Raw genomic sequence first — 24,095 nt, forward strand, 5'->3', positions numbered from 1 at the left:
AAATGATGAGCGAATCCGGCGTGTCTCCTGACCACCGTGCGGCAGAACTCGCCGCGGGTTGTAGCTGGGAGTCAAGGGGCCGGCGTCGATCCCGGCCGATCAGGGCGGGGTGGACGTGAGGAGGGGGCGGGGCGGCAGCACACGTCCCGCGCCGGCCCCCGCCCCGCCCTCAGCGCTTGAACGGCCCTCCGGCCGCTGTGCCCTTCGAGAGTCTGGTCACGAGTGAGGACCTCTCCTTGAACCGTCATCCCGAACCACGCAGCAGAGCCTGCCCCGGACGACGATCCGGGGGCGCAGCCACCCCGCCCTGTGATCCAGTACGAGGGCGGGGCGGTCGGCCCCCGGGTTCCCGCCTCCACGGGAAGGACGGCTAGCGGGACTGTCGCGGACACACATTCAGAAGGCGGCCTGCGTCGCACTTCGTTGCATTCATGGCAAACCCAGAGGGCGGACCCAGAGGGCGAGGTGGCGTTCCAGAGTGGGCTCCGGGGTGGGGCGGGCTCCCCGGCGCGTCCTATGTTGCCGTCCCCGTCCCTTGCTCCCATGTCGCCCATCGCCCTGACCGCCCCGCCCCCGCGCGTGACCGAGCCGGTCCGCTACCCCGCCTCGTTCGAGGCGTTCCAGGCGCTCCCCGAGGGGACGCGCGCGCAGTACCTCGACGGCCACGTCCATATGTCCCCCGCCCCGCTCCTCCGCCACCAGGACGTCGTCCAGAACCTCTACCGCGCGCTGTTCGCGTACGCCGCCGAGCACGGCGGGTACGTCGCCGTGGCCCCCATCGACGTGGCGCTCGCGGATGAGCTCGTCGTCCAGCCCGACGTCGTCTACGTCGCGGCCGACCGGCGGGACCGCCTGGCAGAGCGGGGCGTGAACGGAGCGCCGACGCTGGTGGCTGAGGTCCTTTCGCCGTCGACGGCCTATCTCGACCTGTCGCGGAAGCGGCGGGCCTACGAGGAGGCCGGCGTCGAGGAATACTGGCTGCTCGACCCGGGGGAGCAGTCCGTCGAGGTGCTCGTCGCGGGCGACGGAGCCTTCCGCGCGGCCGGCCGCGTCTACGAGCGGGGCGCCGTCGCGTCGGCCGCGCTCGCCGGCTTCGAGGTCGAGGCGGCCGACCTGTTCCTCCGGCCCTGACCGCCCCGCCCGAGCAGGAGCGGGCGGGGCGGGGCGGCTAGGCGCGGCCGAGCCCGCGGGCGATCTCGTCCAGGAACGCGTCGCGGAGCGCGTCGAGCGGCTGCGAGCCCTGGTCGGAGTCGTCGCCCAGCCCGTGGCGGCGGACGCTGACGGTGCCGGCCTCGGCCTCCTTGCGGCCGACGACGAGCATGACCGGCACCTTCTCGACCTCGGCGTCGCGGATCTTGCGGCCCACCTTCTCGCTCCGCGTGTCGGTCTCGACGCGGAACCCCGCCCCGCCCAAGGTCTTGGCGACTTGGCCGGCGTACTCGTTCTGGTCGTCGGTGATCGGGAGCACCTTCACCTGGGTCGGCGCCAGCCACAGCGGGAGGTTGCCGCCCGTGTGCTCCAGGAGCACGCCCACGAACCGCTCCAGCGACCCGAACGGCGCGCGGTGGAGCATGACTGGCCGCACGCGGTCGTCGTGCTCGTCGGTGTAGACGAGGTCGAACCGCTCGGGCAGGTTGTAGTCGACCTGGACGGTCCCCAGCTGCCACTGGCGGCCGAGCGCGTCGCGGACCATGAAGTCGAGCTTGGGGCCGTAGAAGGCGGCCTCGCCCTCGACCTCGACCGTGTCCAGCCCCATCTCGGAGGCCGCCTCGCGGATCGCCTGCTCGGCGGCGTCCCACTGCGCGGCCTCGCCGATGTACTTGGCCGCGTCGGCCGGGTCGCGGAGCGAGATCTGGGCCGTGAAGTCCTGGAAGTCGAGCGCGCGGAGGACGGTCAGCGTGAGGTCGATGGCCGCCTTGAACTCGCCCTTGACCTGGTCGGGCCGGCAGAAGACGTGGGCGTCGTCCTGCGTAAAGCCGCGGACGCGCGTGAGGCCGCCGAGCTCGCCCGACTGCTCGTAGCGGTAGACCGTCCCGAACTCGGCGAGCCGCACCGGCAGGTCGCGGTAGGAGCGCGGCTTGTGGGCGTAGATCTGCGTGTGGTGCGGGCAGTTCATCGGCTTGAGCAGGTAGCCGTCGCGGTCGTCCGCCCCGCCCACGACGGGCGCCGCCTCGTCCGCCCCGCCCCCGTTCAAGATCTCGGCGCCCTCGCTCACCGCCCCGCCCGCGCCCGCCGCCCCGCCCGTCTCGACTCCCGCAGCGGACTGCGGGGCGAACATGGGCGGGAACTGCGAGTCGGCGTAGTACGGGTAGTGGCCGCTCGTGCGGAACAGGTCGAGCCGCCCGATGTGCGGCGTGACGACGGGCTCGTAGCCGCGCCGGACCTGCTCCTCCTTGAGGAAGTCCACGAGCGCCTCGCGGAGCCGGGCGCCCTTGGGGAGCCAGATGGGGAGGCCCGGGCCGACCTTGTCCGAGAACATGAACAGCTCGAGCTCGCGCCCCAGCTTCCGGTGGTCGCGCTGCTTCGCCAGCTCCAGCCGCTCCAGGTGCTCGTCGAGCAGCTTCTGCTTGGGAAAGCTGACGCCGTAGATCCGCGTGAGCTGCGGGCGCGACTCGTCGCCCCGCCAGTAGGCGCCGGCGAGCGAGAGGACCTTGACGGCCTTGATCGGCTTGGTCGACGCGATGTGCGGGCCGCGGCAGAGGTCGGTAAAGGCGCCCTGCGTGTAGAACGTGATGGCGCCGTCGTCGAGGCCCTCTAGCAGCTCCAGCTTGTACGGGTCGCCCTTGTCCTCGAAGTGGGCGACGGCCTCGGCCTTGGAGACGTCGCGGCGCTCGAACCGGCTGTCCTGGCGGGCCAGCTCCTTCATCTTGGCCTCGATGGCCGGGAAGTCGTCCGAGGACAGGACCGGGTGGTCCGTCTCCGACAGGTCCACGTCGTAGTAGAACCCGTTGTCGATCGCCGGCCCGATGCCCAGCCGGACGCCCGGGTAGAGCGCCTCCAGGGCCTCGGCCATCAGGTGCGCCGACGAGTGCCAGAACGCGGCCTGCCCGCCCTCGGACTCCCACGTCAGGATCGAGACCGTCGCGCCGTCCGGCAGCGGGCGGTCCAGGTCGCGGACCTCGCCGTTGACGTCGACGGCGAGCGCGTTGCGCGCCAGGCCCATCGAGATGGACTCGGCGAGGTCGCGGCCGGTCGCGCCGTCGGGGAGCTCTTTCTCGGTGCCGTCGGGGAGCGTGATCTGCATCGGGTGCGAGGGCGGGGCGGTCGGCGTCGGGGGCGCGGAAGCTAACCGGCCGCCCCGCCCCGCCGTTCGCGCGGCGGCCGCAGGCGGGGCGAAGACCGGGCGGAATCGGCCGCCCCGCCCCGCCTGCAGGTGAACCCAGGGGGCGGGGCGGCTCCGCAGGTGGGCGGGCCGGGGCGGCATCGGCCTCGGGGGCACCGTTTGTCGGGATGTCCGAGCTCCGGGCCAGCGCCGTCTCGTTCCTCCTCGACGGCGTCCATCCGTTACGACGCCGGGACCGTGCTCGACCGGCTGGGCGTGGCCGTCCGCACGGGCCACCACTGCGCGCAACCCGTGATGGACCGGTTCGATGTGCCGGGGACGGACCGCGCGTCCTTCGCCTTCTACAACACGCGCGCCGACGTCGACGCGCTCGTGGAGGGGCTCGGGACGGTCCGCACCCTATTCGGCTAGCCGCCCCGCCCTTTGGGTCCGACCTTTGGGTTCGCTCATGACCGAGACCGACCGCCGCCAGCAGGAGATCGTCGATGAGTTCGCGCTCGTTGTCGACTGGATGCTCCGGTCCCAGCAGGTCATCGAGCACGGCGAGCGCGTGCCCCCACTGCCCGACGCCGAGAAGACGGACGACCGGCTCGTCCGCGGGTGCCAGTCGACTGTGTGGCTGCGGACGTGGACCGAGGACGGCGCCTTCCGCGTACGGGCCGATTCGGAGTCCGCCCTCGCCCGCGGGGTCGCGTCCCTCCTCGTCGGCGTGTTCGACGGCGTCGTACCGGCGGAGGCCGCCGCGGCCGACCTCTGGTTCCCGCGCGAGATCGGTCTCACCGAGCACATCTCGTCCAACCGCGCCAACGGCCTCGACACCATGATTCGGGCGATCCGGGCCGCCGCCCGCCCCGCCGCCTAACGGGCGGGTCGGGGCCGCTGGACGCGCCGCGCCCCCGTTCGCACGGAGCCGGGCGCCCGCTCCGGTTCAGGCTACGGCACGCGTGGCAAGCCAAACGTGCCTAACGACTCGCTCCCAACAGGCGTAGCGCAGCGTCGTCAGCTTTCGGATTTAGAACCCCACGTCTCGACGCGCACGAAGCCCTATGCTCCATTTCCACCGTCACCGGGGCAACCGCTGGTATCCCGTCGGCCTGTACGGCCGGGTCTGGGCCATGACCGACCGGCTCCCTCTCCCCACCGGACTCAACGCCGCCGCACGGGCGGGCGTCTACGCGGGCCGGCGGGTCCGCCACGCGATCCGTGGTCCCGTCGCGCCACACGGCCCGTCCGTTTGCGAGGAGGGGGTCCTCCCCCCTCGGCACCCGTTTGCCCCGCTCCCTCTCGAGGCGGCCGCCGCGCGGTTCCGCCACGTCCACGAGGCGAACGAGGCCGTGCGGCGGTCGGACGGCTCGTGGGATCCGGTCCCCCTCGACACGGGCGCCCCGCTCGGGCCTAGCGTAGAGGAGGCGGCTCTACGAGTGCCGGGGTATCTCGGGGCGTACGACGCGTTGGGGGACCCAGTGTACGCCGCGCGTGCGGAGGCGGCAGGGGAGCACCTGGTCCGGCGGATGTTTGCGAACGGGGACCTCCACCTTCGGGGCCACCTCGTCCCTGACCTGCCCTACGCCTTTGCGGGCACAGCCCTCGTCGAACTGTGGCAGCGAGACCCGCCCGGTCGGCGCGACCTCCTCTCCGCCGCCGTGCGGATCGGGGACCGGCTGCTGGCATACCCCATCGCGGGATCGGTCAACCACGCCTGCGCGCCCGTCTGGCTTTTCGCTGCGCTGTACCGCGCGACGGGGGAGCGGCGGTTCCTGTCGGCGATGGTACGGCGCGTGCGGCGGACGGCCCTGGCCTTTCAACTCCCGGACGGGGCGTGGGCCGGTCACGAATCGTGGACGTGGTACCACGGAATCACAACGCGGGCTCTCGTAGACGCCTACGTTGCCCTCCCATTTTTCCCTCAGTGGTACCCCACCAAGGACCGGCTGGCCGCCGCGATTAGCCGGGCACTCAACCGGCTGACCGCCGCTCAGACCGCCGATGGACGTTTCGACCCGGTGCACCCGAGCGCTGGGGCCAAGGAGCGCCGGGAGTTCGACGCCCGCCGCCAGCGGGGCGGGGTCCAGTTCGACGGGCGGTCGTTCCGCCTGGCCCCCGGAGCAGAGCACGTCGAAGGTGGGTATGAGATGGACGCTGTCGTCACGGCGGCCGAGTGGCTCGGCATCGGGGGCGGAGTGGCGCACGGGCTCGCACGCGGGACGTTCTGCGGGGGGCTCCTCCAGCGGCTCGAGTTCGACACGCTCGCGGCGGGCCGGTACCTCGCGCTCCTCCACGCGGAGGCCGCCCCCCGCAGCCGTGACCCGACAGACGACGCCTCACCGGGTTGCGGCGCGTGAGCCCCCTCCGTGTGAGCGGCGGACGGGGTGGGGCGGCCGTACTCTCCGGTCTCACCCCGACCGTTGGGTTCGCCTCTCGCGTCCGCCCCGCCCATGACCAAGCTGCTCGCGGCGCTCGCCGCCCTCGCTCTCCTCCCCGCCCCGGCGCGCGCCCAGGCCGACGGGCCACCCCGCCCCGACCTCGCCGAGCGCGTCGACGCGCTCGTGGCCGATGTCGTGCCGGACGTGGTCGCGTACCGGCGACACATCCACGAGAACCCCGAGCTCTCGAACCGCGAGACCGAAACGGCCGCCTACGTCGCCGAGCACCTGACCGGGCTGGGAATGGAGGTCCGCACGGGCGTCGCGCGGACCGGCGTCGTGGGCGTGCTGACGGGCGGGAAGCCCGGCCCGACCGTCGCCCTACGAGCCGACATGGACGCGCTGCCCGTGACCGAGCGCGTTGACCTCCCGTTCGCGTCCACCGTGACGACGATCTACAACGGGATGGAGGTCGGCGTGATGCACGCGTGCGGCCACGACGCCCACGTCGGCATCTTGATGGGCGTGGCCGAGGTCCTCGCGGCCGTCCGCGACGAGTTGCCGGGGACGGTCGTGTTCCTGTTCCAGCCGGCCGAGGAGGGCGCGCCGGCGGGCGAGGCCCCGGCCGGCGCCGAGCTCATGGTGGCCGAGGGCGCGCTGAGCGGGGCGGAGGCCGTGTTCGGGCTCCACGTGACGAGCGCCCACGAGGTCGGCGAGCTCAAGACGCGGCCGGGCGGCATGATGGCGAGCGCGGACAACCTCGAAATCGTCGTCCACGGCAAGCAGACGCACGGGGCCTACCCGTGGGGCGGGGTGGATCCGGTCGCGACCTCGGCGCTCGTCGTGACCGGCCTCCAGACGATCGTGAGCCGGCAGATGGACCTCACGAAGGCGCCGGCCGTCGTCACGATCGGGCGGATCGACGGGGGCGTCCGCTCCAACATCATCCCCGACTCTGTGGCGATGATCGGGACGATCCGTGCACTCGACGACGGGATGCGCGCCGAGCTCCACGACCGCATCCGCCGCACGGCGACGGACATCGCGTCGAGCCAGGGCGCGACCGCCACCGTCACGATCGCCGACGAGTACGGCTACCCCGTCACGGCCAATGACGCCGCCCTCCTCGACCGCATGGCGCCGACGCTCCAGCGCGTGGCCGGCGACGGCCTGGACACGGGCGTCGCGCCGGTCCTGGGCGCCGAGGACTTCTCGTACTTCGCGAACGAGGTGCCCGGCCTGTTCCTGTGGCTCGGCGTCCGCACGCCGGGCGCGAGCGACGAGCTGTTCCCGCCCAACCACTCGCCGCTGTTCCGCATCGACGAGGACGCGCTGCCGCTGGGCGTCCGCACCCTAGCGCAGCTCGCCGTCGGCTACCTCGAAGGCGACGAGTCGGCAGGTCGGTGAGCCAAGGTGCCCGCCCCGCCCGCGTGGCGCGAGGGGCGGGGTAGCGCGCTGCTCCTCGGTGTCCACCCCGCCCGACGTGCCGCGAGCGGCGGGGTGGTCAGAACAGGCGGCCCTGCCGGCTCTCCAGGTCCAGGAGCGCCCGCTTCCGCGCCAGCCCGCCCGCGTAGCCCGTCAGCGAGCCGTCGGCCCCGACGACGCGGTGGCAGGGGACGACCACGGCGACCGGGTTCTGCCCGTTCGCGGCGCCCACGGCCTGCGCCGCGCCCGGGTCGCCCAGCCGGGCGGCGAGCGCGCCGTAGCCGACGGTCTCGCCGTGGGGGACCTCGCGGAGCGCGGCCCACACGCGCTCCTGGAACGGCGTGCCCTCGGGCCGGACGGGGACGGTGAACGGGGCGCGGCTGCCGTCGAAGTACGCCCGCAACTCGGCCGCGGCGGCGGCGAGCAGGGCGTCCGCCTCGGCGTCGGGCGGGGCGGCCGTGGGGGCGGGGCGGTCGGCGTCGAACGCGACGCCGACGAGGGCGCCGCCGTTCGCCGTTAGGAGGAGCGGCCCGAGCGGGGTGGCGACGGTGAGGGTGCGGCGCATGGGGGAAGCTAGAGCCGGACCGAATGGGCTCCTGCCGTGCCACCGTCGGACGGTGCGAACGGAGAGTGCCTCCCGAACGGCCGCCGAGTCGGCGCGGCGGACCATGCAGTAGGTACAAAAAGAGAGCGCCCGACGGTCAAACCGTCGGACGCTCAGTCGGGGAACTCGCCCTGGAGGGCGGGGCTGGGCGAGCTCGACCCGATTCGGTGGCCGCGTGTGCGACCGAACTCGATGAACCCATGATACCGGCACGCCCCAGAAACAGCAAGCGGACGTCGTGTGAAGACGAGCAGGTGACAGATCACCGCCCCGCCCACGGGGCACGAGCCGAGTCAGGTAGGGACACCATGCATGGTGTCCGCACCAGAGACGGGCACGTCTGCTTTGGGCAGAGGCCGTTGCCCCCCCACCGGCCGCCCGGATATGGGCGGGGCGGGGCGGCAGGTCGAGAGCGTCCCCGGCTCCACCCCGCCCCTTATACCGGCTCCGGAGGTTGGTGCCTCACCCGAACCACCCCGCCCTCGAATTCCCCTCGCCCGCGCGCCGTTTACACGCCGCCCATCGACGTCCGCAGGCGGTTGCGGGCGCGCTCGAGCTCCGCCTGGAGCGCCTCGCGGTCCTCGGGCGTCTGGGCCGCCGCGAGCCGTTCGGCCGCGCTGTCCTCAGCGGCGCGGGCGCGCTCGACGTCGATCTCGTCGGCGGGCTCCGCCGTCTCGGCGAGCATGATGACGTGGTCGTCCAGGACCTCGACGAACCCGCCCGACGTGGCGAACGTGACGCGCTCGCCGGACGTCGTCGTCACGACGACGGGGCCGACCTGGGTGGCCGCGAGCAGGGGCGCGTGCCCGCGCAGGATCTCGAACGACCCCTCGACGCCGGGCGCGCGGAAGCTGCGGGCCTCGCCGCGGTAGGCGGAGCGGTCGGGGGAGACGATCTCGACGAGCAGGGAGTCGGCCATGACGGGGAGGGATGGGGGATGCGGGATGGAGGGTCGGGGCGGGGCGGGCGTCTCTGCCCATGCCTCCGCCCCTTATCCCTCTGCCATCCCTCTACGCTTCGGCGAGCATCTTCTCGCCGGCCTCGATGACCTCCTCGATGGAGCCCCGGTAGAGGAAGGCGCCTTCGGGGAAATGGTCGAGCTCGCCGTCGAGGATCATCTTGAAGCCGCGGACGGTGTCCTCGACCTTGACGTACTTGCCGGGCGTGCCCGTGAACTGCTCGGCCACGAAGAACGGCTGCGACATGAACCGCTGCACGCGGCGCGCGCGGTTGACGACCTGCTTGTCCTCGTCGGAGAGCTCGTCGAGGCCGAGGATGGCGATGATGTCCTGGAGCTCCTTGTCGCGCTGGAGCAGCTCCTTGGTGTCCTGGGCCACCTTGTAGTGCTCGTCGCCGACGACCTCGGCCGTCAGGATGCGGGAGGTCGAGTCGAGCGGGTCGACGGCGGGGTAGATGCCGAGCGACGCGATCGAGCGCGAGAGCGTGGTCGTGGCGTCGAGGTGGGCGAAGGTCGTCGCCGGGGCGGGGTCCGTGAGGTCGTCCGCCGGGACGTAGACGGCCTGGACCGACGTGATGGCGCCGGCCTTGGTCGAGGTGATCCGCTCCTGCATCTCGCCCATCTCCGTCGCCAGCGTGGGCTGGTAGCCCACGGCCGACGGCATCCGGCCGAGGAGGGCCGAGACCTCGGAGCCGGCCTGCGTAAACCGGAAGATGTTGTCGACGAAGAACAAGACGTCCGTGCCGCCGAGGTCGCGGAAGTACTCGGCGAGCGTGAGGCCCGAGAGGGCCACGCGGGCGCGGGCGCCGGGCGGCTCGTTCATCTGGCCGAACACGAACGTCGCCTGGCTCTCCTTCAGGAGGTCCATGTCGACCTTCGAGAGGTCCCAGCCGCCCTCCTCCATCGAGTGCATGAAGTCGTCGCCGTACCGCATGATGCCCGACTCGAGCATCTCGCGCAGGAGGTCGTTCCCCTCGCGCGTCCGCTCGCCGACGCCGGCGAAGACCGAGAACCCCTCGTGGCCCTTGGCGATGTTGTTGATGAGCTCCTGGATGAGCACCGTCTTGCCCACGCCGGCCCCGCCGAAGAGGCCGATCTTGCCGCCGCGGGCGTAGGGCTGGATGAGGTCGATGACCTTGATGCCCGTCTCGAGCACCTCGACCGACGTCGCGAGCTGGTCGTAGCTCGGCGGCTCGGCGTGGATCGAGCGCGTCTCCGCCGTCCGCGGCTGCGGGAGCCCATCGATGGCCTGGCCGACCACGTTGAACAGGCGCCCGCGGACCTCGACGCCGACGGGCATCGAGATGGGCCGGCCCGTGTTGCGGACGGCCGTGCCGCGCGTGAGCCCGTCGGTCGAGTCCATGGAGATCGTGCGCACGCGGTTCTCGCCGAGGTGCTGCTGGACTTCGAGGACGAGCACGCCGTCTTCGCGGTCGACTTCGAGGGCGTCGTAGATCTCGGGGACCGACTCGGCCGGGAACTCGCAGTCGATGACTGGGCCGATGACCTGGAGGATCTCGCCGGTGGCGGTGGCGGTCGTCGGGGCCGGCGTGCCGACGCGGGGCGGGGAGGTTTCCATCGGGCGGGGAGGGCTTTAGGAGCGGGGCAGGAAGCTACCGAGCCCCCGCCCCGCCCCGGTGAACGGGCCGCCGTACGGCGTCGAAGGTTCGGTGGAAAGGCCGACGGAAGGCGGAAGGCGGAAGGCGGAAGGCGGAAGGCGGAAGGCGGAAAGATGCCCACCCCGACCGCGCTACGGGCGGGGCGGGGCGGCCGCCTGCTGCCGCCGGAGCTCGACCGAGACGCCTCGGAGGCCCCACGCCAGCGCCACGAGCGGGGCGACCACGGCAACCGCCCCGCCCGCCGCCACCCACTCCGCCCCGCTCCCGCCGTGCGCGGCGGCCCAGGTGCCCGCCTGGATCAGCGCGAACGACACCATGCAGGCCGCTCCGACCGCGTAGAGCGCCGCCGCCGACCACGCCAGGACTGGCGCGCGGCGGTCGGGCGGGAGGGCGAGGATGGCGTCTTTCTGGGGCAGGTTGAGTCCTGCGAGGGCGGGGTGGCGGTGCGTCCACACGACCAGCGCGTCGAGGAACGCGGCGAGCGCGAGCGCGATGGCGGGAAGCCCGAACCACGACCCCACCGACCGCCCCGCCCACGCGTCGGGCTGGCCGTCGAGCCCGAAGTGCGTGGGCACGCGCGCCGGCACATCGGGCCAGAGCCACCCCGCCCAGACGGCGAGGCCAACGGCGAGCGCCCACATGACGAGGCGGAACGACATGGGCGGCGCAGCGAGGGCAGGGCGGGGCGGGGCAAACTGCACCCGGTACCTCGTACCCAGTACCCGCTCTACCCGCTCTACCCGCTCAGTAATGCTTGTACCCGCCGGCCACGAGCGGCACGCGGTTGCCGTCGGGCAGGCGGAGCACGACGCCCTCGTCCGGCTCCACGATCTGGCCGACGACCGCGTAGGTCGCCGGGTCGAGTTTAGGCGCCTCGGCCTCGGGGAGCGTGAACAGGAGCTCGTAGTCCTCGCCGCCGTAGAGCGCATAAGCCTCGGCGCGGGCGTCGAAGCGCTGGGCCGCGAGCGCCGTCTGGACGTGGATCGGGAGGAGGCCGCCGTCGATGACCGCCCCGACCGTCCCGGCCTGGCTCAGGTGGTGCGCCTCGGACGCCAGCCCGTCCGACACGTCGACGAGCGCCGTCGGGCGGACGCCGGCCTCGGCCCACTGGCGCACGCGGTCGAGCCGGGCCTGCGGCATCAGCTGGCGCTCGACAACGTAGGCGAACTCCGCGAGGTCGGGCGCCGCGCCCTCGGCGCCGTCGCCGCCGGCCGCCCCGCCCGTGTCCATCGCGTCCTTCCCGGCCAGGAGCACCTGGAGACCGGCCGCCGCGCTGCCCAGGTCGCCCGTCACGCACAGGAGGTCGCCCGGGGCCGCGCCCGCGCGCGTCACGATGGCGGACTCGTCGGCCTCGCCGACGACCGTGACCGAGATCACGAGCCGGGCGCTCGCCGTCGTGTCGCCGCCGACGACGGCGAGCCCGTACCGCTCGCACGCCTCGGCGATGCCGGCGTAGAGGGCCTCGGCGCCCTCGACCGACAGGTTGTTCGGGAGCCCCAGCGTGACGGTCGCGAACCGCGGCGACGCGTTCATGGCCGCCACGTCGCTCACGTTGACGGCGACGGCCTTCCACCCGAGCGCCCGGAGCGGGACGTACGTCCGGTCGAAGTGGACGCCCTCGACGAGCGCGTCGGTCGTGACGACGTGGACGCGGGCCGAGCCGTCGGAGCCCGCCCCGCCCACGCGGTAGACGGCGGCGTCGTCGCCGATGCCGACGACGAGGTCGCGGGCGCTCGCGGCGTCGCCGAGCCGGTCGCGGAGCCGGTCGATCAGGCCGAACTCGCCGACTTCGGAGACGGGCGTGAACTGGAGGTCGCCGTCAGACAAGGGGGCGGCGTCGGGCGGGGTGGCGTCGGGCATGGGCGGATCCAGAAGGCGGGGTGAGGCCGAAGCCAACCCGCCGCCCCGCCCGTAAGGTCCGCCCGCGGGGTCCGCTCGGTCACATTCGGGCTCGGGGCTGGAAGCGGGCAATGGCGACCGACGCGCGGTGCTCGCCGATCCGCTCGTTCGTCAGACGAGGCCGACCAGCAGCAGGACGAGGGCGGGGCGGGGCGGTCGCATCCGGTCAGGCGGCGTGGGCTCCTCCAGCCGCCGACCGCCCCGCCCGCGTCACGGCAGCGTCAGCGAGCCCTGGAAGGCGGCGCGCGAGGCGCCCGTCACGGCCGGCAGCCCGGTCCGCACGCCCTCGGCCCACTCGTGGGCGAGGACCGCGAACAGCACGGCCTCTTTGGCGTCGGGGTCCAGCCCGTGCGCCGCCGTCGTTTCGAGCGGGATGGGCGCGAGCGCCGCCGCCAGCGCCGCCACGAGCGCCGCGTTGTGGACGCCGCCGCCCGACGCGATCACGCGCGCCGGGGCGGGGCGAACGAACCGGCGGACGGCGGCGGCGACGGACCGCGCCGAGAGCGCTGTCGCCGTCGCCAGGAGGTCGGCCGGAGCGCCACCCCGCCCGACCAGCCGCTCCACGAACGCCGCCCCAAAGTCCTCGCGGCCGGTCGACTTGGGGGGCGGGGCGGCGAAAAACGGGTGGGCCAGGAGGTCCGCCAGGAGCGCCTCGTCGGGCGCGCCCTGCGCGGCGAGCGCCCCGCCCTCGTCGACCGGCCGGCCGGTCAGGCGGAGCGCGAGCGCGTCGAGGACCATGTTGGCCGGGCCGGTGTCGAAGGCTGCGCTCGGCCGCCCGCCCGCCGGCAGGACCGTGAGGTTGGCGATGCCGCCCAGGTTGAGGAGCACGCGCGTCTCGGCGGCCGACCCGAACAGGGCGCCGTCGAGGTAGGGCGCGAGCGGGGCGGCCTGCCCGCCGAGCGTGAGGTCGCCGGCCCGGAAGTCGGCGACGACCGGGGCGCCGAGGCGGGCCGCGATCACGGCCGGGCTCCCGATCTGGAGCGTCGACCGCGTCGGCACGCCGGCGCAGTCCTCGGGCTCGGGCACGTGCTGGACCGTCTGCCCGTGGCTCCCCACAAGGTCGGGCGCGTCCACGCCGGCCGCGTCGAGCGCGCGGCGGGCGACGGCCGCGAACCGCTCGCCCAGGCGCGTGTGGAGCTGCGACACGAGGCGGACGTCCGACGTCTCGGTCTCGACGCACGCCGCGAGCGCGGCGCGGAGCGCGTCGTCGTACGGCTCCGACACGAACCCGAGCGGCTCGGCGGAGAGCGCCGCCCCGCTCCCGTCGAGGCGCACGACGGCCGCGTCGACGCCGTCCAGCGACGTCCCGCTCATGAGCCCGACGACCACGCGCGGGCCGGGACGAAAGAGGGCGAGGGCGGGGTGGGTCACGGTGAGATCGCGGGCCAGAGCCCCGCCCCGCCCTTTGAGTCCGCCCGCGGCGTGCAGAGTGGCGCGGCGCGACTCACCGCCGTTCCCTCATCTCGCCCGCCAGCTCCAGGAGCTCGTCGGCGCGGGCGGGGTGGCGGGCGGCGAGCGTCTCGTAGACGTCGGCCGCCTTCTCGAACTGGCGCTGCGCCGCGAAGATCTTCGCCAGCGTCTCCGACGCGATCTCCTCCACGTCCGAGTCGTCGAAGGTGACGGCCGGGCCGCTAAAGGTGGGGTCGGGGCGGATGCGCGGGGCGCTCTCGAGCTGCGAGATGAGCGAGTCGAGCTCGTCGGCGACCGGGTGGCGCTCGGCCGGTGCAGCGTCGGTCGGCGCGGCCTCGGGCGAGACTACGTCGGCCCCCGCCCCGCCCTCGGCCGGCGCGTGCTCCTCCTCGCCCAGGATCATCCACCCCGCCCCGCCCGGCGCCTCGGGCGTCACGTGGAGCGGGTCGGGCGGGGCGGGCGCCTCCGGCGGGAGGAGCTCGGCGGCGAGCGCGGCGCTGGGCACCGGGGAGGCATCGCCGAAAAAGACGCCGGACGCATCGGCCTCCGGCTCGCCATCCGCGCCGTTAGACTCGGGGTCCGCGTCGTCGGCCGCGTCGTCGTCGCGCAGGAACCGCTCGTCGACGGCCCGCAGGTCAGCGGGCGCGGCGGGAGCGGGCGGAGCGGCGTCGGTGGGGGCAGGCTGGGAGGGCGGGGCGGGAGCGGCGTCGGCAGGCGCGGGCGGGGCGGCGTCGGCGGCGTCGGCGCTGAGCAGGCGGCGGCGCTCGCGGTGCGCGAGCGGGCTCGACGGGACGAGCGCGGCCACGCGCCCCCACGCCGCGAGCGCCTCGGCCGGCCGGCCGTCGGCTTCGAGGGCCGTCGCGTGGAGGGCGTGGGCGGCGGCGTAGACGGGGGCGTCGGCGACGAGTGCGCCGAGGCGCTCGACGGCCTCGGCCGAGCGGTCCTCGGCGAGCAGCCGCGCGGCCAGGTGGAGGTCGGGCTCGGGGGACACGGGGGGCATGCGCGTGGGGGCCGCCAAAGGTACGCAGGCCGCCCGCCGCCCCGCCCGCGCCGCCGCCCCACAAAGGCGCGGCGCCCCCTACGCCGCCACGCGCCGCACGTCGTCGATGGCCGGGGCCTCGGCCGCCCGCCCCGCCCCCCAGAGCGCGAGGGTCGCCCCGGCGAACCCGGCCGCCAAGAGACCCTGAAACGCTGCGCCGGCCCACGCCCCAACGGCCAGGAGGGCGACAAACCCCAGCACGCTGTAAACCGCCAACGCTGCCTCCGCCCCGCCCTCCCACGCCGGGAGCGGGGCGGGGCGGCTGGTTTTGAGCGTCCGCTCGAACGGCGTCCGCCGCCCGCGCGCCGCCTCCAGGACCGCCCGCGCCGCCGGCACCACGAGCGCGAGCGGGGCGACGAGCACGAGCGGGAGCCGCCGCAACCGGCCCACCCACGCGTCCGGGTAGAGCGCGCGTTGGGCGACGACGTGGGCGAGCAGGAGCCCGGCGAGCCCGGCCCACCCCGCCCCGAGCGCCACGTACACGCTGGCCGGGCCGACGCCCGCGGCCCCGGCGAGCGCGACGACCGGGTGCAGCACGGCCACGACGAGGAGCGACGGGAGGCTCAGCGACAGCGCCGGCATCGCCGTCGCCTCGGCGCGGGCGGCGACGGACAGGCCGGAGCGCCACACGGCTCCGGCCGACTTCCGCCCCACCTCGGCCAGCCCCTTCGCCCACCGCGCCTGCTGCCGCCGCCACGCCGCGACCGTCGGCGGGAGGTCGGCCGAAACGCGGACGGTCTCGACCAGCCGCGCGCGCCACCCCGCCGCCTGCGCGCGGAGCGCGAGGTCGAGGTCCTCGGCGAGCGTGTCGCCCTGCCACCCGCCCGCGCTTTCGATGGCCGCCACGCGCCACACGCCGGCCGTCCCGTTGAACGTGACGGGGAGCCCGGCCCGGTCCCGCCCCGCCTGCTCGACGGCAAAGTGGAGGTCGAGCACCGCCGCCTGCACGCGCCCCAGAGCCGTGTCGTCGGCCTCGGGGTGCGCCCACCCCGCCTGCACGAACGCGAGGTCAGGGTCCGCGAGGAGCGCCGGGACCAGGCGGAGGAGCGCGTCGGGGGCGGGGCGGAAGTCGACGTCGAACACGGCGGCCAGCCGCCCCGCCCCGCGCGCCGACGCCTCGGGCGGGGCGGCGTGGAGGCCGGCGGCGAGGGCGCCGGCCTTGAACCCGTCGCGGGCGTCGCGCGAGAGGTGGCGGAGCGTGGCCCCGCGGCGCGCAGCGCGGCCCCGGCGCTCGGCGCAGAGCGCGGCGTTCGCCAGCCGCCCCGCCCGAGGCGAGTCGTCGAGAAGCTGGACCTCGACCGGCCCGCGCGCCTCCAGCGCGAGCGCGGCGTCGAGCGCGCGGGCCACGAGCGCCGGCGGCTCGTCGTACACGGGGACCTGGACGACGACGAGCGGCCACGGCCCGTCCGGCGCATGCGGCAGCGGGCGGGGCGGCCGGAGCAGGCGGACCACTGCGAGTGCGCCGGCGTGGAGCCCGAGCCCGGTCAGCACGAACGTGGCGAGCGCGTACACCGCCACGGCGGCCACCGCGAGCGCGTCGAGCGCCGGGGCGGCCCCGCTCACCAGTCCGAGGTCGCCGCCGTAAACGCGTCGCGCGCGATCTGGTCGAGGGCCGAGGCCGTCGCGTCGGCCTCGCCCTGGAGGCCCTCGCCGGGCGCGTAGTCCTCGGTCGCCGTGAACGCGCGGTCGAGGAGGTCGCGGTCCTCCACCCGGTCGCGGACGACCACGCGCACGGCCAGCGTGACGCGGTTGACGGCCGCGCGGTCGTCGCCGGTCACGGCGGCCGGGGCCACGGCGTACCGCTCGATCGAGGCGCGGACGACGGCGTCGGCCTCGCCCTCGTCGGCCACGAGCGCGAGCCGCGAGCGGTCGCCGAAGAGCCGGACGAGCGCATCGGTCAGGAGCCCCTCGGCGCCCGGCGGCGTCCCGCCCACCCGGTCTTCCGCGATCGGCACGGCGACGGTCTGGAGGTGGTCGGGGATGGAGGCGCCGGAAAACGAGTAGACGCCGCAGCCGGCGAAGAGCGCCAGAGCCATGAGGCCGAGGGCGAACCTCCACCCGCCCCGCCCCGCCCGGCTCCGCCCCGCCCCGCCCCGCCGCGTATGGGGCGGGGTGGCCGGACTGGGCCTCCAGGGTCTCGCGCCGTTCATTCCGCCTCCAGGTCCTTGATCTTCCGGTAGAGCGTGCGCTCGGAGATCCCCAGCGCCTCGGCGGTCTGGCGGCGGTTGCCGTCGAACCGGCGGAGGCCCTCGCGGATGAGGGCGGCCTCGGCCTCCTCCATCGTCGGCAGCGGGAGGCCCGTCGCGAGCGCCCCTTCGAGGTCGTCCGGGAGCCCCGCGGCGCCGTCGCCCTCGGGCGCGCCGTAGTCGGCGGGGGCGTCGTCGGTGTAGTCCTCGAACTCGAACACGGTGTCGGCCGCGTCGGGCGGGGGCGGGGCGGGGGGCGGCTCGTAGGCCACCTCCAGGGCGTCGTCGAGGGCGTCGTCGAGGTCGGGCGGGGCGGCGAACAGGCCGTCGGGGAGGCCGCCCCGCGCGCCCAGGCTGCGGAGCGCGGCGCGGACCTCCTGCATCTCGGCGCGGAGCTCGAGGAGCGCCCGGTAGACCAGCTCGCGCTCGCCCACGTCGCCGGCCGGCGGCGCCTCGCGGCGGGCCAGCGCGAGCCCGGCCGAGACGCCGCGGAGGTGGGGCCGGAGCGAGTCGGCCGCGACCGCCCCGCTCTCGGACAGCACGACGGCCTGCTCGGCCACGTTGCGGAGCTCGCGCACGTTGCCCGGCCACGCGTACCCGCGGAGGAGCGCCGCGGCCTCGGGCGTGACGGCGAGGTGCGGGGCGTCGTACTGGCGCGAGAACCGGGCGAGGAACGCCTCGAACAGGGGCACCACGTCGTCGCGGCGCTCGCGGAGCGGCGGGATGCGCAGCACGACCGCGCTCAGGCGGTAGTACAGGTCCTCGCGGAACCGCCCCGCCCCGACCTCAGCCGCGAGGTCCTTGTTGGTCGCCGCGATCACGCGGACGTCGGCGTGCAAGGTCGCCGTCCCGCCGACGCGGCTGAACTGGCCGCTCTCGAGCACGCGCAGCAGGCGGACCTGCGCCTGGAGCGGCATCTCGCCGATCTCGTCGAGGAACAGCGTCCCGCCGTCGGCCTCCTCGAAGTAGCCCGTCCGCCGCTCGACGGCGCCGGTGTAGGCGCCCTTTTCGGCCCCGAACAGCTCCGACTCGATAAGTCCCTCGGGGATCGCCCCGCAGTTGACGACGACGAGCCGCTTGTGGCGCCGCGCCGAGAGCCCGTGGACGGCCGTCGCGACGAGCTCCTTGCCTACGCCGCTCTCGCCTTCGAGGAGCACCGTGATGTCGGGCGGCGCCACCTGACGCACGCGGTCGAGCACGCGGCGGAGCGCCGGGCTGTCGCCGAGGATGCCGAACCGTTCTTGGAGGGCCTGCCGGTCCATGTGCCGTCTGCGCAGAGGGAGGTGAGGCCAAGATAGACGCCGCCCCGCCCGCGCCGCCGTACGGGGCGCGCTGAGCGCGGGGGCGGGGCCGCCCGAGCGGGGGGGCGGCGGTAGGGCGCGGCGCGTGGGAGGAGCCCCGAGGGCGGGGCGCTCCGCAGCGCGCCCGGCGACACCGTCTGCCCCTCCATCCCGCCCTCAGCGGGGCCTACCGGATAGCGCCCCCGCCGGTGGGCCGGCTGAGGGTTGCTGGCGCTGGCTCACTCCCGGCCTCTATGTCGTGGACAGGGCCACGGAGTTTATATCGGCCGTGGGCGGGGCGGCTACACCACCTGCGTCCCGTCGGCGACCGGCCGGTCGGGGCGGAGCACGACGGCGCCGTCGCTCGGGCTCACCGCGGCCAGGACCACGACGCCCGCCCCGCCCGGCGCCGGCACCGTCACGACCTGCCCGCCCAGGAGGTCGGCCGGCGCGTAGTTCTCGGTGATGTGCGAGACGGCCTCGCGGCGGACCCCGCCGAGGTCGATCACGAGGTGAAGGGCGCCATTCTCGGCGGCGGCCTCGACGACGGTCCCGACGCGGAGGTCGACGGCGGTAAAGTCCATGAGCGGGCGGGGCGGAGGGCGTGCGGTCGGGCGGGGCGGTCAAGCTAGGGCTAGGGCGCGCGCCGCCCCGCCCCGGTGCCGGCGCCTCCTGACGGAGTTTTAACCGGCCCTCGCGAACCCGCCGGCCGACGGCCGCGTTGTCCCCCCACGCCCCGCTCCCGTGCCCCGAGCGCGCCGGGGTCCCTTGTTCCACGCCCCACAGGTCAGCCATAGCCCGACGTCGCTCCCGCCGTCCGCAGCCCGCCCGCCGCGAGCCGGACGCCATCATCAACGAGAACATCAACGCCTCCCAGGTCCGCGTCGTCGTCGACGGCGAGGGGCAGATGGGCGTCATGCCCCTCGAGCAGGCGCTCGACTTTGCCCGCGAGCGCGGCCTCGACCTCGTCGAGATTGCCGGCTCCGCCGACCCGCCCGTCGTCAAGGCGATGGATTACGGGAAGTTCCGCTACGAGCAGCAGAAGAAGGCTAAGGAGCAGCGGAAAAAGCAGGCCGGCCAGGGCGAACTCAAGGAGGTCCGGTTCCGCCCGCGCACCGACGACCACGACTACGAGTTCAAGATGAAGCACGCCCGCGAGTTCCTCGAGAAGGGGAACAAGGTGAAGGCGTGGGTCCAGTTCCGCGGCCGCGACATCATCTACAAGGACCAGGGCCGCGACATGCTCGACCGCTTTACCGAGGACCTCGCGGACATCGCCAAGGTGGACCAGCCGCCGACGATGGAGGGCCGTCGCATGACCATCATGCTCACGCCCGACAAGAAGAAGTAAGCGGCGCGCTCCGCGCTCGGGAGGGGTCCGCCCCGCCCGAACACTCTGCAAAGACCCGTGGGCGGGGCGGTCTAGCTCTGCCCCGCCCGTAGTTTCCGCCCTTCGTCTCGCCCGCCGCCCAACCGCGACGGGCGTTCGTTTGCCCGACCACGCCCCGAGAGTCCGATGCCGAAGATGAAGTCGAACAGCGGCGCCAAAAAGCGCTTCACGCTGACCGGGACGGGTCGCGTCAAGCGCAAAAAGGCGTTCACGAGCCACATCCTGACCAAGAAGTCGCCGAAGCGGAAGCGCAACCTCCGCGGCGCGACCCTGGTCAACCAGGCCGACGAGGCCCGGATGAAGAAGCTCATCGTCAAGTAGGGCGCTTGGGCGGGGCGGTCTGCCCCGCCCGCCCTCCGTCCCGGCCGTTCGCGGCCGGGCCTCCTCACCCTCACCCACGGAACCAAGATGCCCCGAGCACGAAATCTCGTGGCCTCCCGTCGCCGTCGCCGCAAAGTTCTGAAGCTGGCGAAAGGCTACTGGGGTCGCCGTGGCAACGTCTACACCGTTGCCAAGCACTCCGTTGAAAAGGGGCTCCAGTATGCCTACCGCGACCGCCGCGCCCGCAAGCGCCAGTTCCGGCGGCTCTGGATCGCCCGCATCAACGCCGCCGCCCGCCAGAATGGGACCACCTACTCGCGCCTGATCTCGGGCCTGAACAAGGCGGACATCCCGCTCAACCGGAAGGTCCTCGCCGACCTCGCGGTCCGCGACAAGGCCGCGTTTGCCGCCGTCGTCGAGCAGGCCACGGCGTAGGGGCCACCGCCCCGCCCGTTGGGTTCCGCCCTCTGGGTCCGCCCGGCTTGTTCGACGCGACTCCCGCCCGGCCCCGGCCCGGCGGGAGTCTTTTTGTTGATCCTGTTCCGTGTTTCGTCGTGCGTGTTGGAGCTGCGCGCAGAGGAACACGCAATACGAAACACGCAGCATGGCCACCTCCCTCGACGACCAGATCGCCGCCGTCCAGGCTGAGATCGACGACGCCCCCCTCGACAGCGCTGAGGCCGCCGAGGCGTATCGCGTCCGGTTTCTCGGGCGGAAGTCCGGCGTCGTCACCGACCTGTTCGCCCAGATCGGGACCGTCGCGCCCGACCAGCGGCGGGCCGTGGGGCAGCGGCTCAACGCGCTCAAGCAGGCGGCGCAGGACCGGCTGGACGCCGCCGCTGACGGCGCGCGGGGCGGGGCGGGCGGGGCGGAGGGCGCCACGGACCTCGACCTCACGCTGCCCGGCCGCGTGCCGGCGCCGGTCGCCGGGCGGGCGGGGCGGGGCAGCCTCCACGTGCTCACGCAGACGCTCGCGGACATCCAGGACATCTTCCGCTCGTTCGGGTTCTCGGTCGCGCGCGGCCCCGAGATCGAGGACGACTGGCACAACTTCTCGGCCCTCAACTTCCCGGCGGACCACCCCGCCCGGGACATGCAGGACACGTTCTTCCTGGAGCCGCCGCCGCCCGAGGGGCGGGGCGTCGTGCTGCGCACGCACACGTCGCCGGTCCAGATCCGGGCGCTCGAAGACGGCGAGCCGCCGCTCCGCCTGATCGCGCCGGGCCGCGTGTTCCGCAACGAGGCCATCTCGTACAAGAGCTACTGCCTGTTCCACCAGGTCGAGGGGCTCGTCGTAGATGAGGGCGTGAGCTTCGCGGACCTCAAGGCCATGCTCCAGGCGTTCGCGCGGGCCTTTTTCGGGGCGTCGGACGGGCCGGCGCGCGAGGCGCGGATGCGATTCCGCCCCAGCTTCTTCCCCTTTACCGAGCCCTCGGCCGAGGTCGACGTGTGGTGGGCCGACAGCGCGCTCCCGGACGGCGGCCGGTGGATGGAGATCCTGGGCTCGGGAATGGTCGACCCGAACGTGCTCGACAACGTCGGCGTGGACTCCGAGCGCTACACGGGCTACGCCTTCGGGATGGGCGTCGAGCGCCTCGCCATGCTCCGTCACGGCATCGACGACATCCGCCTGCTCTACGAGAACGACGTTCGCTTCCTGCGCCAATTCTGAGGTACGGGGTACGGGGTACGAGGTACGTGCCCCGCCCACCGTACCGAGTACCCTGTACCATGTACCTCTCGATCAACTGGCTCTCCGAGTACGTCGAGCACGGGCTCTCGGCCGACGCGCTCGCTGACCTCCTCACGCGGTCCGGCCTCGAAGTCGAGGGCGTCGAGCGGGGCGGGCCGGCGCTCGACGGCGTCGTCGTCGGCCGCGTCGTCGACGTCCGCCCGCACCCGGACGCCGACCGGCTCCAGGTCTGCGACGTCGATCTGGGCGGGGTGGCGGGCGCGGACGGTCCGGTCCAGATCGTGTGCGGGGCGCCCAACGTGGCCGCCGGCCAGGCCGTGCCCGTCGCGACGGTGGGGACGGTCCTCGACCTCCCCGCCCGCGACGGGTCCGGGGTCGAGCTCGTCACCATCAAAAAGGGGAAGATCCGCGGGCAGGTCTCGAACGGGATGATCTGCGCCGAGGACGAGCTAGGCATCGGGACCGACCACGACGGCATCCTGGTCCTGGACGGCGACGCCGTCGTGGGCCAGCCGTTCGCCGACTACCTCGCCGAGCACGGGCGGGGCGGCGACGCCGTCCTCGACGTCAACGTCACGCCCAACCGGCCGGACGCGACGAGCCACGTCGGCGTGGCCCGCGACGTGGCCGCGCTCCTGGACAAGCCCTTGCGCCGCCCCGCCGGGTTGCGGTCCGCCCCGCCCGTGCCTGGTGTGGGCGGGGCGGTGGCCGACCTCGTGTCGGTCGAGATCGACGTCCCCGATGCGTGCCCGCGCTTCGTGGGCATGGTGGTCGAGAACGTGACGGTCGGGGAGTCGCCGGAGTGGCTCAAGGAGCGGCTCGTGTCGGTCGGCCTGCGGCCGATCTCGAACGTGGTCGACGTGACCAACTTCGTGATGCTGGAGACGGGCCAGCCGCTCCACGCCTACGACCTCGACCGCCTCGAAGGCGGGCGCGTCCGCGTCGTGGCCGCCGAGGGCGGGGAGGCGTTCACGACGCTCGACGGCGTCGAGCGGAAGCTCCCGGCCGGAACGGTCATGGTCGCCGACGGCGAGCGGTTCGTCGGCGTCGCCGGCGTCATGGGCGGGGCGGACAGCGAGGTGACGGAGGCGACGACGACCGTGTTCATTGAGGGCGCCATGTGGGAGCCCAGCCAGATCCGCCGGACCGCCAAAGCGCTCGGCCTCCAGACCGACGCCAGCTACCGCTTCGAGCGCGGCGCCGACCCGACAGGCCAGCCGTTCGCCGTCGCCCGCGCCGCCGACCTCGTCGCGCAGACCGGGGGCGGGGTGGTCGTGGACGGCAGGATCGACGAGAACCCGCGGCCCTACGCCCCGCGCACGGTCCGGCTCCGCCCCGCCCGCGTGGCCCGCGTGCTGGGCGTCGAGGTGCCGGTCGAGGACATCGCGCGCCTGCTCACGGCCATCGGGTTCGGGGTCGAGGGCGGCGAGTCCGGCCTGGAGGTGACGGTCCCCCCGTTCCGGCCCGACGTGGAGCGCGAGGTCGACGTGATCGAGGAGGTGGCGCGGCTGTGGGGCTACGACCGCCTCCCGACGCCGACCACGACGGCGGTCCCGCTCGTGCCCGCAGGCGACACGCCGAGCGCGCGGCTGCTCGCGCGGAGCCTCCGGCGCCTCGCCGCGCTGGGCTTCCGCGAGACGTACACCAACTCGCTCGTCTCCCGCCCGACCGCCGAGGCGTTCGCGGACGCGGCGTGGACCGGGGCCGCCGCCCCGCCCGTCGAGACGCTCAACCCGATCTCGCAGGAGATGGCCGCGCTCCGGCCGTCGCTCCTGCCCGGCCTGCTCGCCGTCGCGTCGTACAACCAGGCGCGCGGGGCGGGGTCGCTCCGGCTCATGGAGTCGGGCCACGTCTACCGGAAAGCGGCCGGCGCAGACGAGAACGGCGCAGACAGGAACGGCGCGGGCGGGGTGGTCGACGGCTACCACGAGCACCGCGCGCTCGCGCTGGGCATGAGCGGGGCGGCCGTGCTCGACGCCTGGGACCGCCCCGCCCGCGAGACCGACGTGTACGACCTGAAGGGCGTGGTCGTGGACCTGCTGGCCGACCTGGGAATCACGGGCGTGACCGAGACGCCCCGCCCCGCCCCCGACGCCCTCACCGCGTACGCGCTCGTGCTGGAGGCCGGCGGGCGCCGCCTCGGCGTGCTGGGCCGCGTGTCCGACGCCGTCGCCGACGCGGCCGACCTCCAGGCGCCGCTCTTCGCGGCCGAGCTGGACTGGGACGCCGTCGTGGCCCTCGCCGACCGTGACGCCGTCGTGGCGTACGAGCCGATCAGCCGGCACCCCGTCGTCGAGCGCGACCTGGCCGTCGTGGTCCCCGAGGCGCAGCCGGCCGGGCCGCTGCTGGAGACGATCCGCCGGGCGGGGCGGCCGCTCTTGCAGGACGTCCGCCTGTTCGACCTGTACCGGGGCGAGGGCGTCGAGGCGGGCCACAAGAGCCTCGCGTTCGCGCTCCGCTTCGGGGCCGACCGGACGCTCCGCGACAAGGAGGTCGACGGCCGGGTCCGCCGCGTGGTCAAGGCGCTCGGCGCCGAGCACGGCGCTGGGCTCCGGGGCTGACCCGGGGCCGCCCCGCCCGCGCGTGGTACGTGCGTGGTGAGGGCGGGGCGGCGGCGCGGAGGCG

At 74.4% G+C, this 24,095-nt stretch carries 22 protein-coding genes; 10 read left to right on the forward strand and 12 right to left on the reverse strand.

From position 1 onward, the window contains the following. Positions 1–543: 543 nt before the first annotated feature. On the forward strand, positions 544–1,131 hold the full coding sequence (locus RM540_RS12745; RefSeq protein ID WP_311664682.1) for a Uma2 family endonuclease: 588 nt from the start codon (positions 544–546) through the stop codon (positions 1,129–1,131). A gap of 37 nt (positions 1,132–1,168) precedes the next feature. Here RM540_RS12745 and thrS read toward each other — a convergent pair whose 3' ends face one another. Further along, positions 1,169–3,244, reverse strand: coding sequence for a threonine--tRNA ligase (thrS, locus tag RM540_RS12750; RefSeq protein ID WP_311664683.1), 2,076 nt, complete (start codon positions 3,242–3,244; stop codon positions 1,169–1,171). 276 nt (positions 3,245–3,520) lie between these two features. Here thrS and RM540_RS12755 point away from each other — a divergent pair, with 276 nt between their 5' ends. From RM540_RS12755 to RM540_RS12770, 4 genes are all read left to right on the forward strand, one after another. Beyond that, positions 3,521–3,694 carry an aminotransferase class V-fold PLP-dependent enzyme gene (locus RM540_RS12755; RefSeq protein WP_311664685.1) on the forward strand — a complete coding sequence of 58 codons (174 nt, stop codon included), beginning with the start codon at positions 3,521–3,523 and terminating at the stop codon, positions 3,692–3,694. Between the two features lie 37 nt (positions 3,695–3,731). After that, positions 3,732–4,145 (forward strand): SufE family protein, encoded by a 414-nt coding sequence (locus tag RM540_RS12760; protein WP_311664687.1) that lies wholly within the window; start codon positions 3,732–3,734, stop codon positions 4,143–4,145. A 649-nt stretch (positions 4,146–4,794) separates the two neighbouring features. Further along, complete coding sequence (locus tag RM540_RS12765) at positions 4,795–5,625, forward strand: glycoside hydrolase family protein (RefSeq protein WP_311664689.1); 831 nt, start codon at positions 4,795–4,797, stop codon at positions 5,623–5,625. Between the two features lie 93 nt (positions 5,626–5,718). Then, a complete protein-coding gene (locus tag RM540_RS12770) occupies positions 5,719–7,053 on the forward strand; it encodes an amidohydrolase (RefSeq protein ID WP_311664691.1) in 1,335 nt (444 codons plus the stop codon). Between the two features lie 97 nt (positions 7,054–7,150). On the opposite strand, the gene RM540_RS12775 is transcribed toward RM540_RS12770, so the two are convergent. The 11 genes from RM540_RS12775 to RM540_RS12825 form a co-directional block, all read right to left on the reverse strand. Further along, entirely contained in the window at positions 7,151–7,636 is a 486-nt protein-coding gene (locus RM540_RS12775; RefSeq protein WP_311664693.1) for a methylated-DNA--[protein]-cysteine S-methyltransferase, read from the reverse strand. A 547-nt stretch (positions 7,637–8,183) separates the two neighbouring features. Further along, complete coding sequence (gene atpC, locus RM540_RS12780; protein ID WP_311664695.1) at positions 8,184–8,594, reverse strand: ATP synthase F1 subunit epsilon; 411 nt, start codon at positions 8,592–8,594, stop codon at positions 8,184–8,186. Between the two features lie 91 nt (positions 8,595–8,685). Next, positions 8,686–10,212, reverse strand: a complete 1,527-nt coding sequence (gene atpD / locus RM540_RS12785; protein WP_311664697.1) for a F0F1 ATP synthase subunit beta — start codon at positions 10,210–10,212, stop codon at positions 8,686–8,688. A 171-nt stretch (positions 10,213–10,383) separates the two neighbouring features. After that, positions 10,384–10,911: a DUF1648 domain-containing protein gene (locus tag RM540_RS12790; RefSeq protein WP_311664699.1), complete on the reverse strand. Its 528-nt coding sequence runs from the start codon at positions 10,909–10,911 to the stop codon at positions 10,384–10,386. 85 nt (positions 10,912–10,996) lie between these two features. Next, positions 10,997–12,112, reverse strand: a complete 1,116-nt coding sequence (thiL, locus tag RM540_RS12795) for a thiamine-phosphate kinase (protein ID WP_311664701.1) — start codon at positions 12,110–12,112, stop codon at positions 10,997–10,999. A 249-nt stretch (positions 12,113–12,361) separates the two neighbouring features. Further along, on the reverse strand, positions 12,362–13,522 hold the full coding sequence (locus RM540_RS12800) for an anhydro-N-acetylmuramic acid kinase (RefSeq protein ID WP_311664703.1): 1,161 nt from the start codon (positions 13,520–13,522) through the stop codon (positions 12,362–12,364). Positions 13,523–13,595: 73 nt separating this feature from the next. Then, on the reverse strand, positions 13,596–14,561 hold the full coding sequence (locus tag RM540_RS12805; protein WP_311664705.1) for a hypothetical protein: 966 nt from the start codon (positions 14,559–14,561) through the stop codon (positions 13,596–13,598). Between the two features lie 78 nt (positions 14,562–14,639). Continuing rightward, positions 14,640–16,163: a glycosyltransferase family 2 protein gene (locus RM540_RS12810; RefSeq protein WP_311664707.1), complete on the reverse strand. Its 1,524-nt coding sequence runs from the start codon at positions 16,161–16,163 to the stop codon at positions 14,640–14,642. Continuing rightward, on the reverse strand, positions 16,160–16,636 hold the full coding sequence (lptE, locus tag RM540_RS12815) for an LPS assembly lipoprotein LptE (protein ID WP_311664709.1): 477 nt from the start codon (positions 16,634–16,636) through the stop codon (positions 16,160–16,162). The genes RM540_RS12810 and lptE overlap by 4 nt, the downstream gene beginning before the upstream one ends. A 110-nt stretch (positions 16,637–16,746) precedes the next feature. Next, a complete protein-coding gene (locus tag RM540_RS12820; RefSeq protein WP_311664711.1) occupies positions 16,747–18,048 on the reverse strand; it encodes a sigma-54 interaction domain-containing protein in 1,302 nt (433 codons plus the stop codon). A 320-nt stretch (positions 18,049–18,368) separates the two neighbouring features. Next, complete coding sequence (locus tag RM540_RS12825; RefSeq protein WP_311664713.1) at positions 18,369–18,650, reverse strand: hypothetical protein; 282 nt, start codon at positions 18,648–18,650, stop codon at positions 18,369–18,371. 137 nt (positions 18,651–18,787) lie between these two features. Between RM540_RS12825 and infC the strand changes: the two genes are divergently transcribed. From infC to pheT, 5 genes are all read left to right on the forward strand, one after another. After that, on the forward strand, positions 18,788–19,417 hold the full coding sequence (infC, locus tag RM540_RS12830; RefSeq protein WP_311664715.1) for a translation initiation factor IF-3: 630 nt from the start codon (positions 18,788–18,790) through the stop codon (positions 19,415–19,417). A 165-nt stretch (positions 19,418–19,582) separates the two neighbouring features. After that, positions 19,583–19,777 (forward strand): 50S ribosomal protein L35, encoded by a 195-nt coding sequence (gene rpmI / locus RM540_RS12835; protein ID WP_311664717.1) that lies wholly within the window; start codon positions 19,583–19,585, stop codon positions 19,775–19,777. An 87-nt stretch (positions 19,778–19,864) separates the two neighbouring features. After that, complete coding sequence (gene rplT, locus RM540_RS12840) at positions 19,865–20,212, forward strand: 50S ribosomal protein L20 (RefSeq protein WP_311664719.1); 348 nt, start codon at positions 19,865–19,867, stop codon at positions 20,210–20,212. A gap of 169 nt (positions 20,213–20,381) precedes the next feature. Next, complete coding sequence (gene pheS, locus RM540_RS12845; protein ID WP_311664721.1) at positions 20,382–21,449, forward strand: phenylalanine--tRNA ligase subunit alpha; 1,068 nt, start codon at positions 20,382–20,384, stop codon at positions 21,447–21,449. Between the two features lie 59 nt (positions 21,450–21,508). After that, positions 21,509–24,031: a phenylalanine--tRNA ligase subunit beta gene (pheT, locus tag RM540_RS12850; RefSeq protein ID WP_311664723.1), complete on the forward strand. Its 2,523-nt coding sequence runs from the start codon at positions 21,509–21,511 to the stop codon at positions 24,029–24,031. Positions 24,032–24,095: the final 64 nt, after the last annotated feature.

The organism is Rubrivirga litoralis, assembly GCF_031846415.1.
Taxonomy (GTDB): Bacteria; Bacteroidota; Rhodothermia; order Rhodothermales; family Rubricoccaceae; genus Rubrivirga; species Rubrivirga litoralis.

Bases quoted from the DNA above. Each gene is read 5' to 3' on its own strand.
- rpmI (WP_311664717.1), top strand. From the start codon at position 19,583: ATGCCGAAGATGAAGTCGAACAGCGGCGCCAAAAAGCGCTTCACGCTG.
- RM540_RS12825 (WP_311664713.1), bottom strand. From the start codon at position 18,650: ATGGACTTTACCGCCGTCGACCTCCGCGTCGGGACCGTCGTCGAGGCC.
- lptE (WP_311664709.1), bottom strand. From the start codon at position 16,636: ATGGCTCTGGCGCTCTTCGCCGGCTGCGGCGTCTACTCGTTTTCCGGC.
- RM540_RS12765 (WP_311664689.1), top strand. From the start codon at position 4,795: ATGTTTGCGAACGGGGACCTCCACCTTCGGGGCCACCTCGTCCCTGAC.
- thiL (WP_311664701.1), bottom strand. From the start codon at position 12,112: ATGCCCGACGCCACCCCGCCCGACGCCGCCCCCTTGTCTGACGGCGAC.
- atpC (WP_311664695.1), bottom strand. From the start codon at position 8,594: ATGGCCGACTCCCTGCTCGTCGAGATCGTCTCCCCCGACCGCTCCGCC.
- pheT (WP_311664723.1), top strand. From the start codon at position 21,509: ATGTACCTCTCGATCAACTGGCTCTCCGAGTACGTCGAGCACGGGCTC.
- RM540_RS12770 (WP_311664691.1), top strand. From the start codon at position 5,719: ATGACCAAGCTGCTCGCGGCGCTCGCCGCCCTCGCTCTCCTCCCCGCC.
- pheS (WP_311664721.1), top strand. From the start codon at position 20,382: ATGGCCACCTCCCTCGACGACCAGATCGCCGCCGTCCAGGCTGAGATC.
- atpD (WP_311664697.1), bottom strand. From the start codon at position 10,212: ATGGAAACCTCCCCGCCCCGCGTCGGCACGCCGGCCCCGACGACCGCC.
- RM540_RS12805 (WP_311664705.1), bottom strand. From the start codon at position 14,561: ATGCCCCCCGTGTCCCCCGAGCCCGACCTCCACCTGGCCGCGCGGCTG.
- rplT (WP_311664719.1), top strand. From the start codon at position 19,865: ATGCCCCGAGCACGAAATCTCGTGGCCTCCCGTCGCCGTCGCCGCAAA.
- RM540_RS12820 (WP_311664711.1), bottom strand. From the start codon at position 18,048: ATGGACCGGCAGGCCCTCCAAGAACGGTTCGGCATCCTCGGCGACAGC.
- RM540_RS12775 (WP_311664693.1), bottom strand. From the start codon at position 7,636: ATGCGCCGCACCCTCACCGTCGCCACCCCGCTCGGGCCGCTCCTCCTA.
- RM540_RS12760 (WP_311664687.1), top strand. From the start codon at position 3,732: ATGACCGAGACCGACCGCCGCCAGCAGGAGATCGTCGATGAGTTCGCG.
- RM540_RS12790 (WP_311664699.1), bottom strand. From the start codon at position 10,911: ATGTCGTTCCGCCTCGTCATGTGGGCGCTCGCCGTTGGCCTCGCCGTC.
- RM540_RS12745 (WP_311664682.1), top strand. From the start codon at position 544: ATGTCGCCCATCGCCCTGACCGCCCCGCCCCCGCGCGTGACCGAGCCG.
- thrS (WP_311664683.1), bottom strand. From the start codon at position 3,244: ATGCAGATCACGCTCCCCGACGGCACCGAGAAAGAGCTCCCCGACGGC.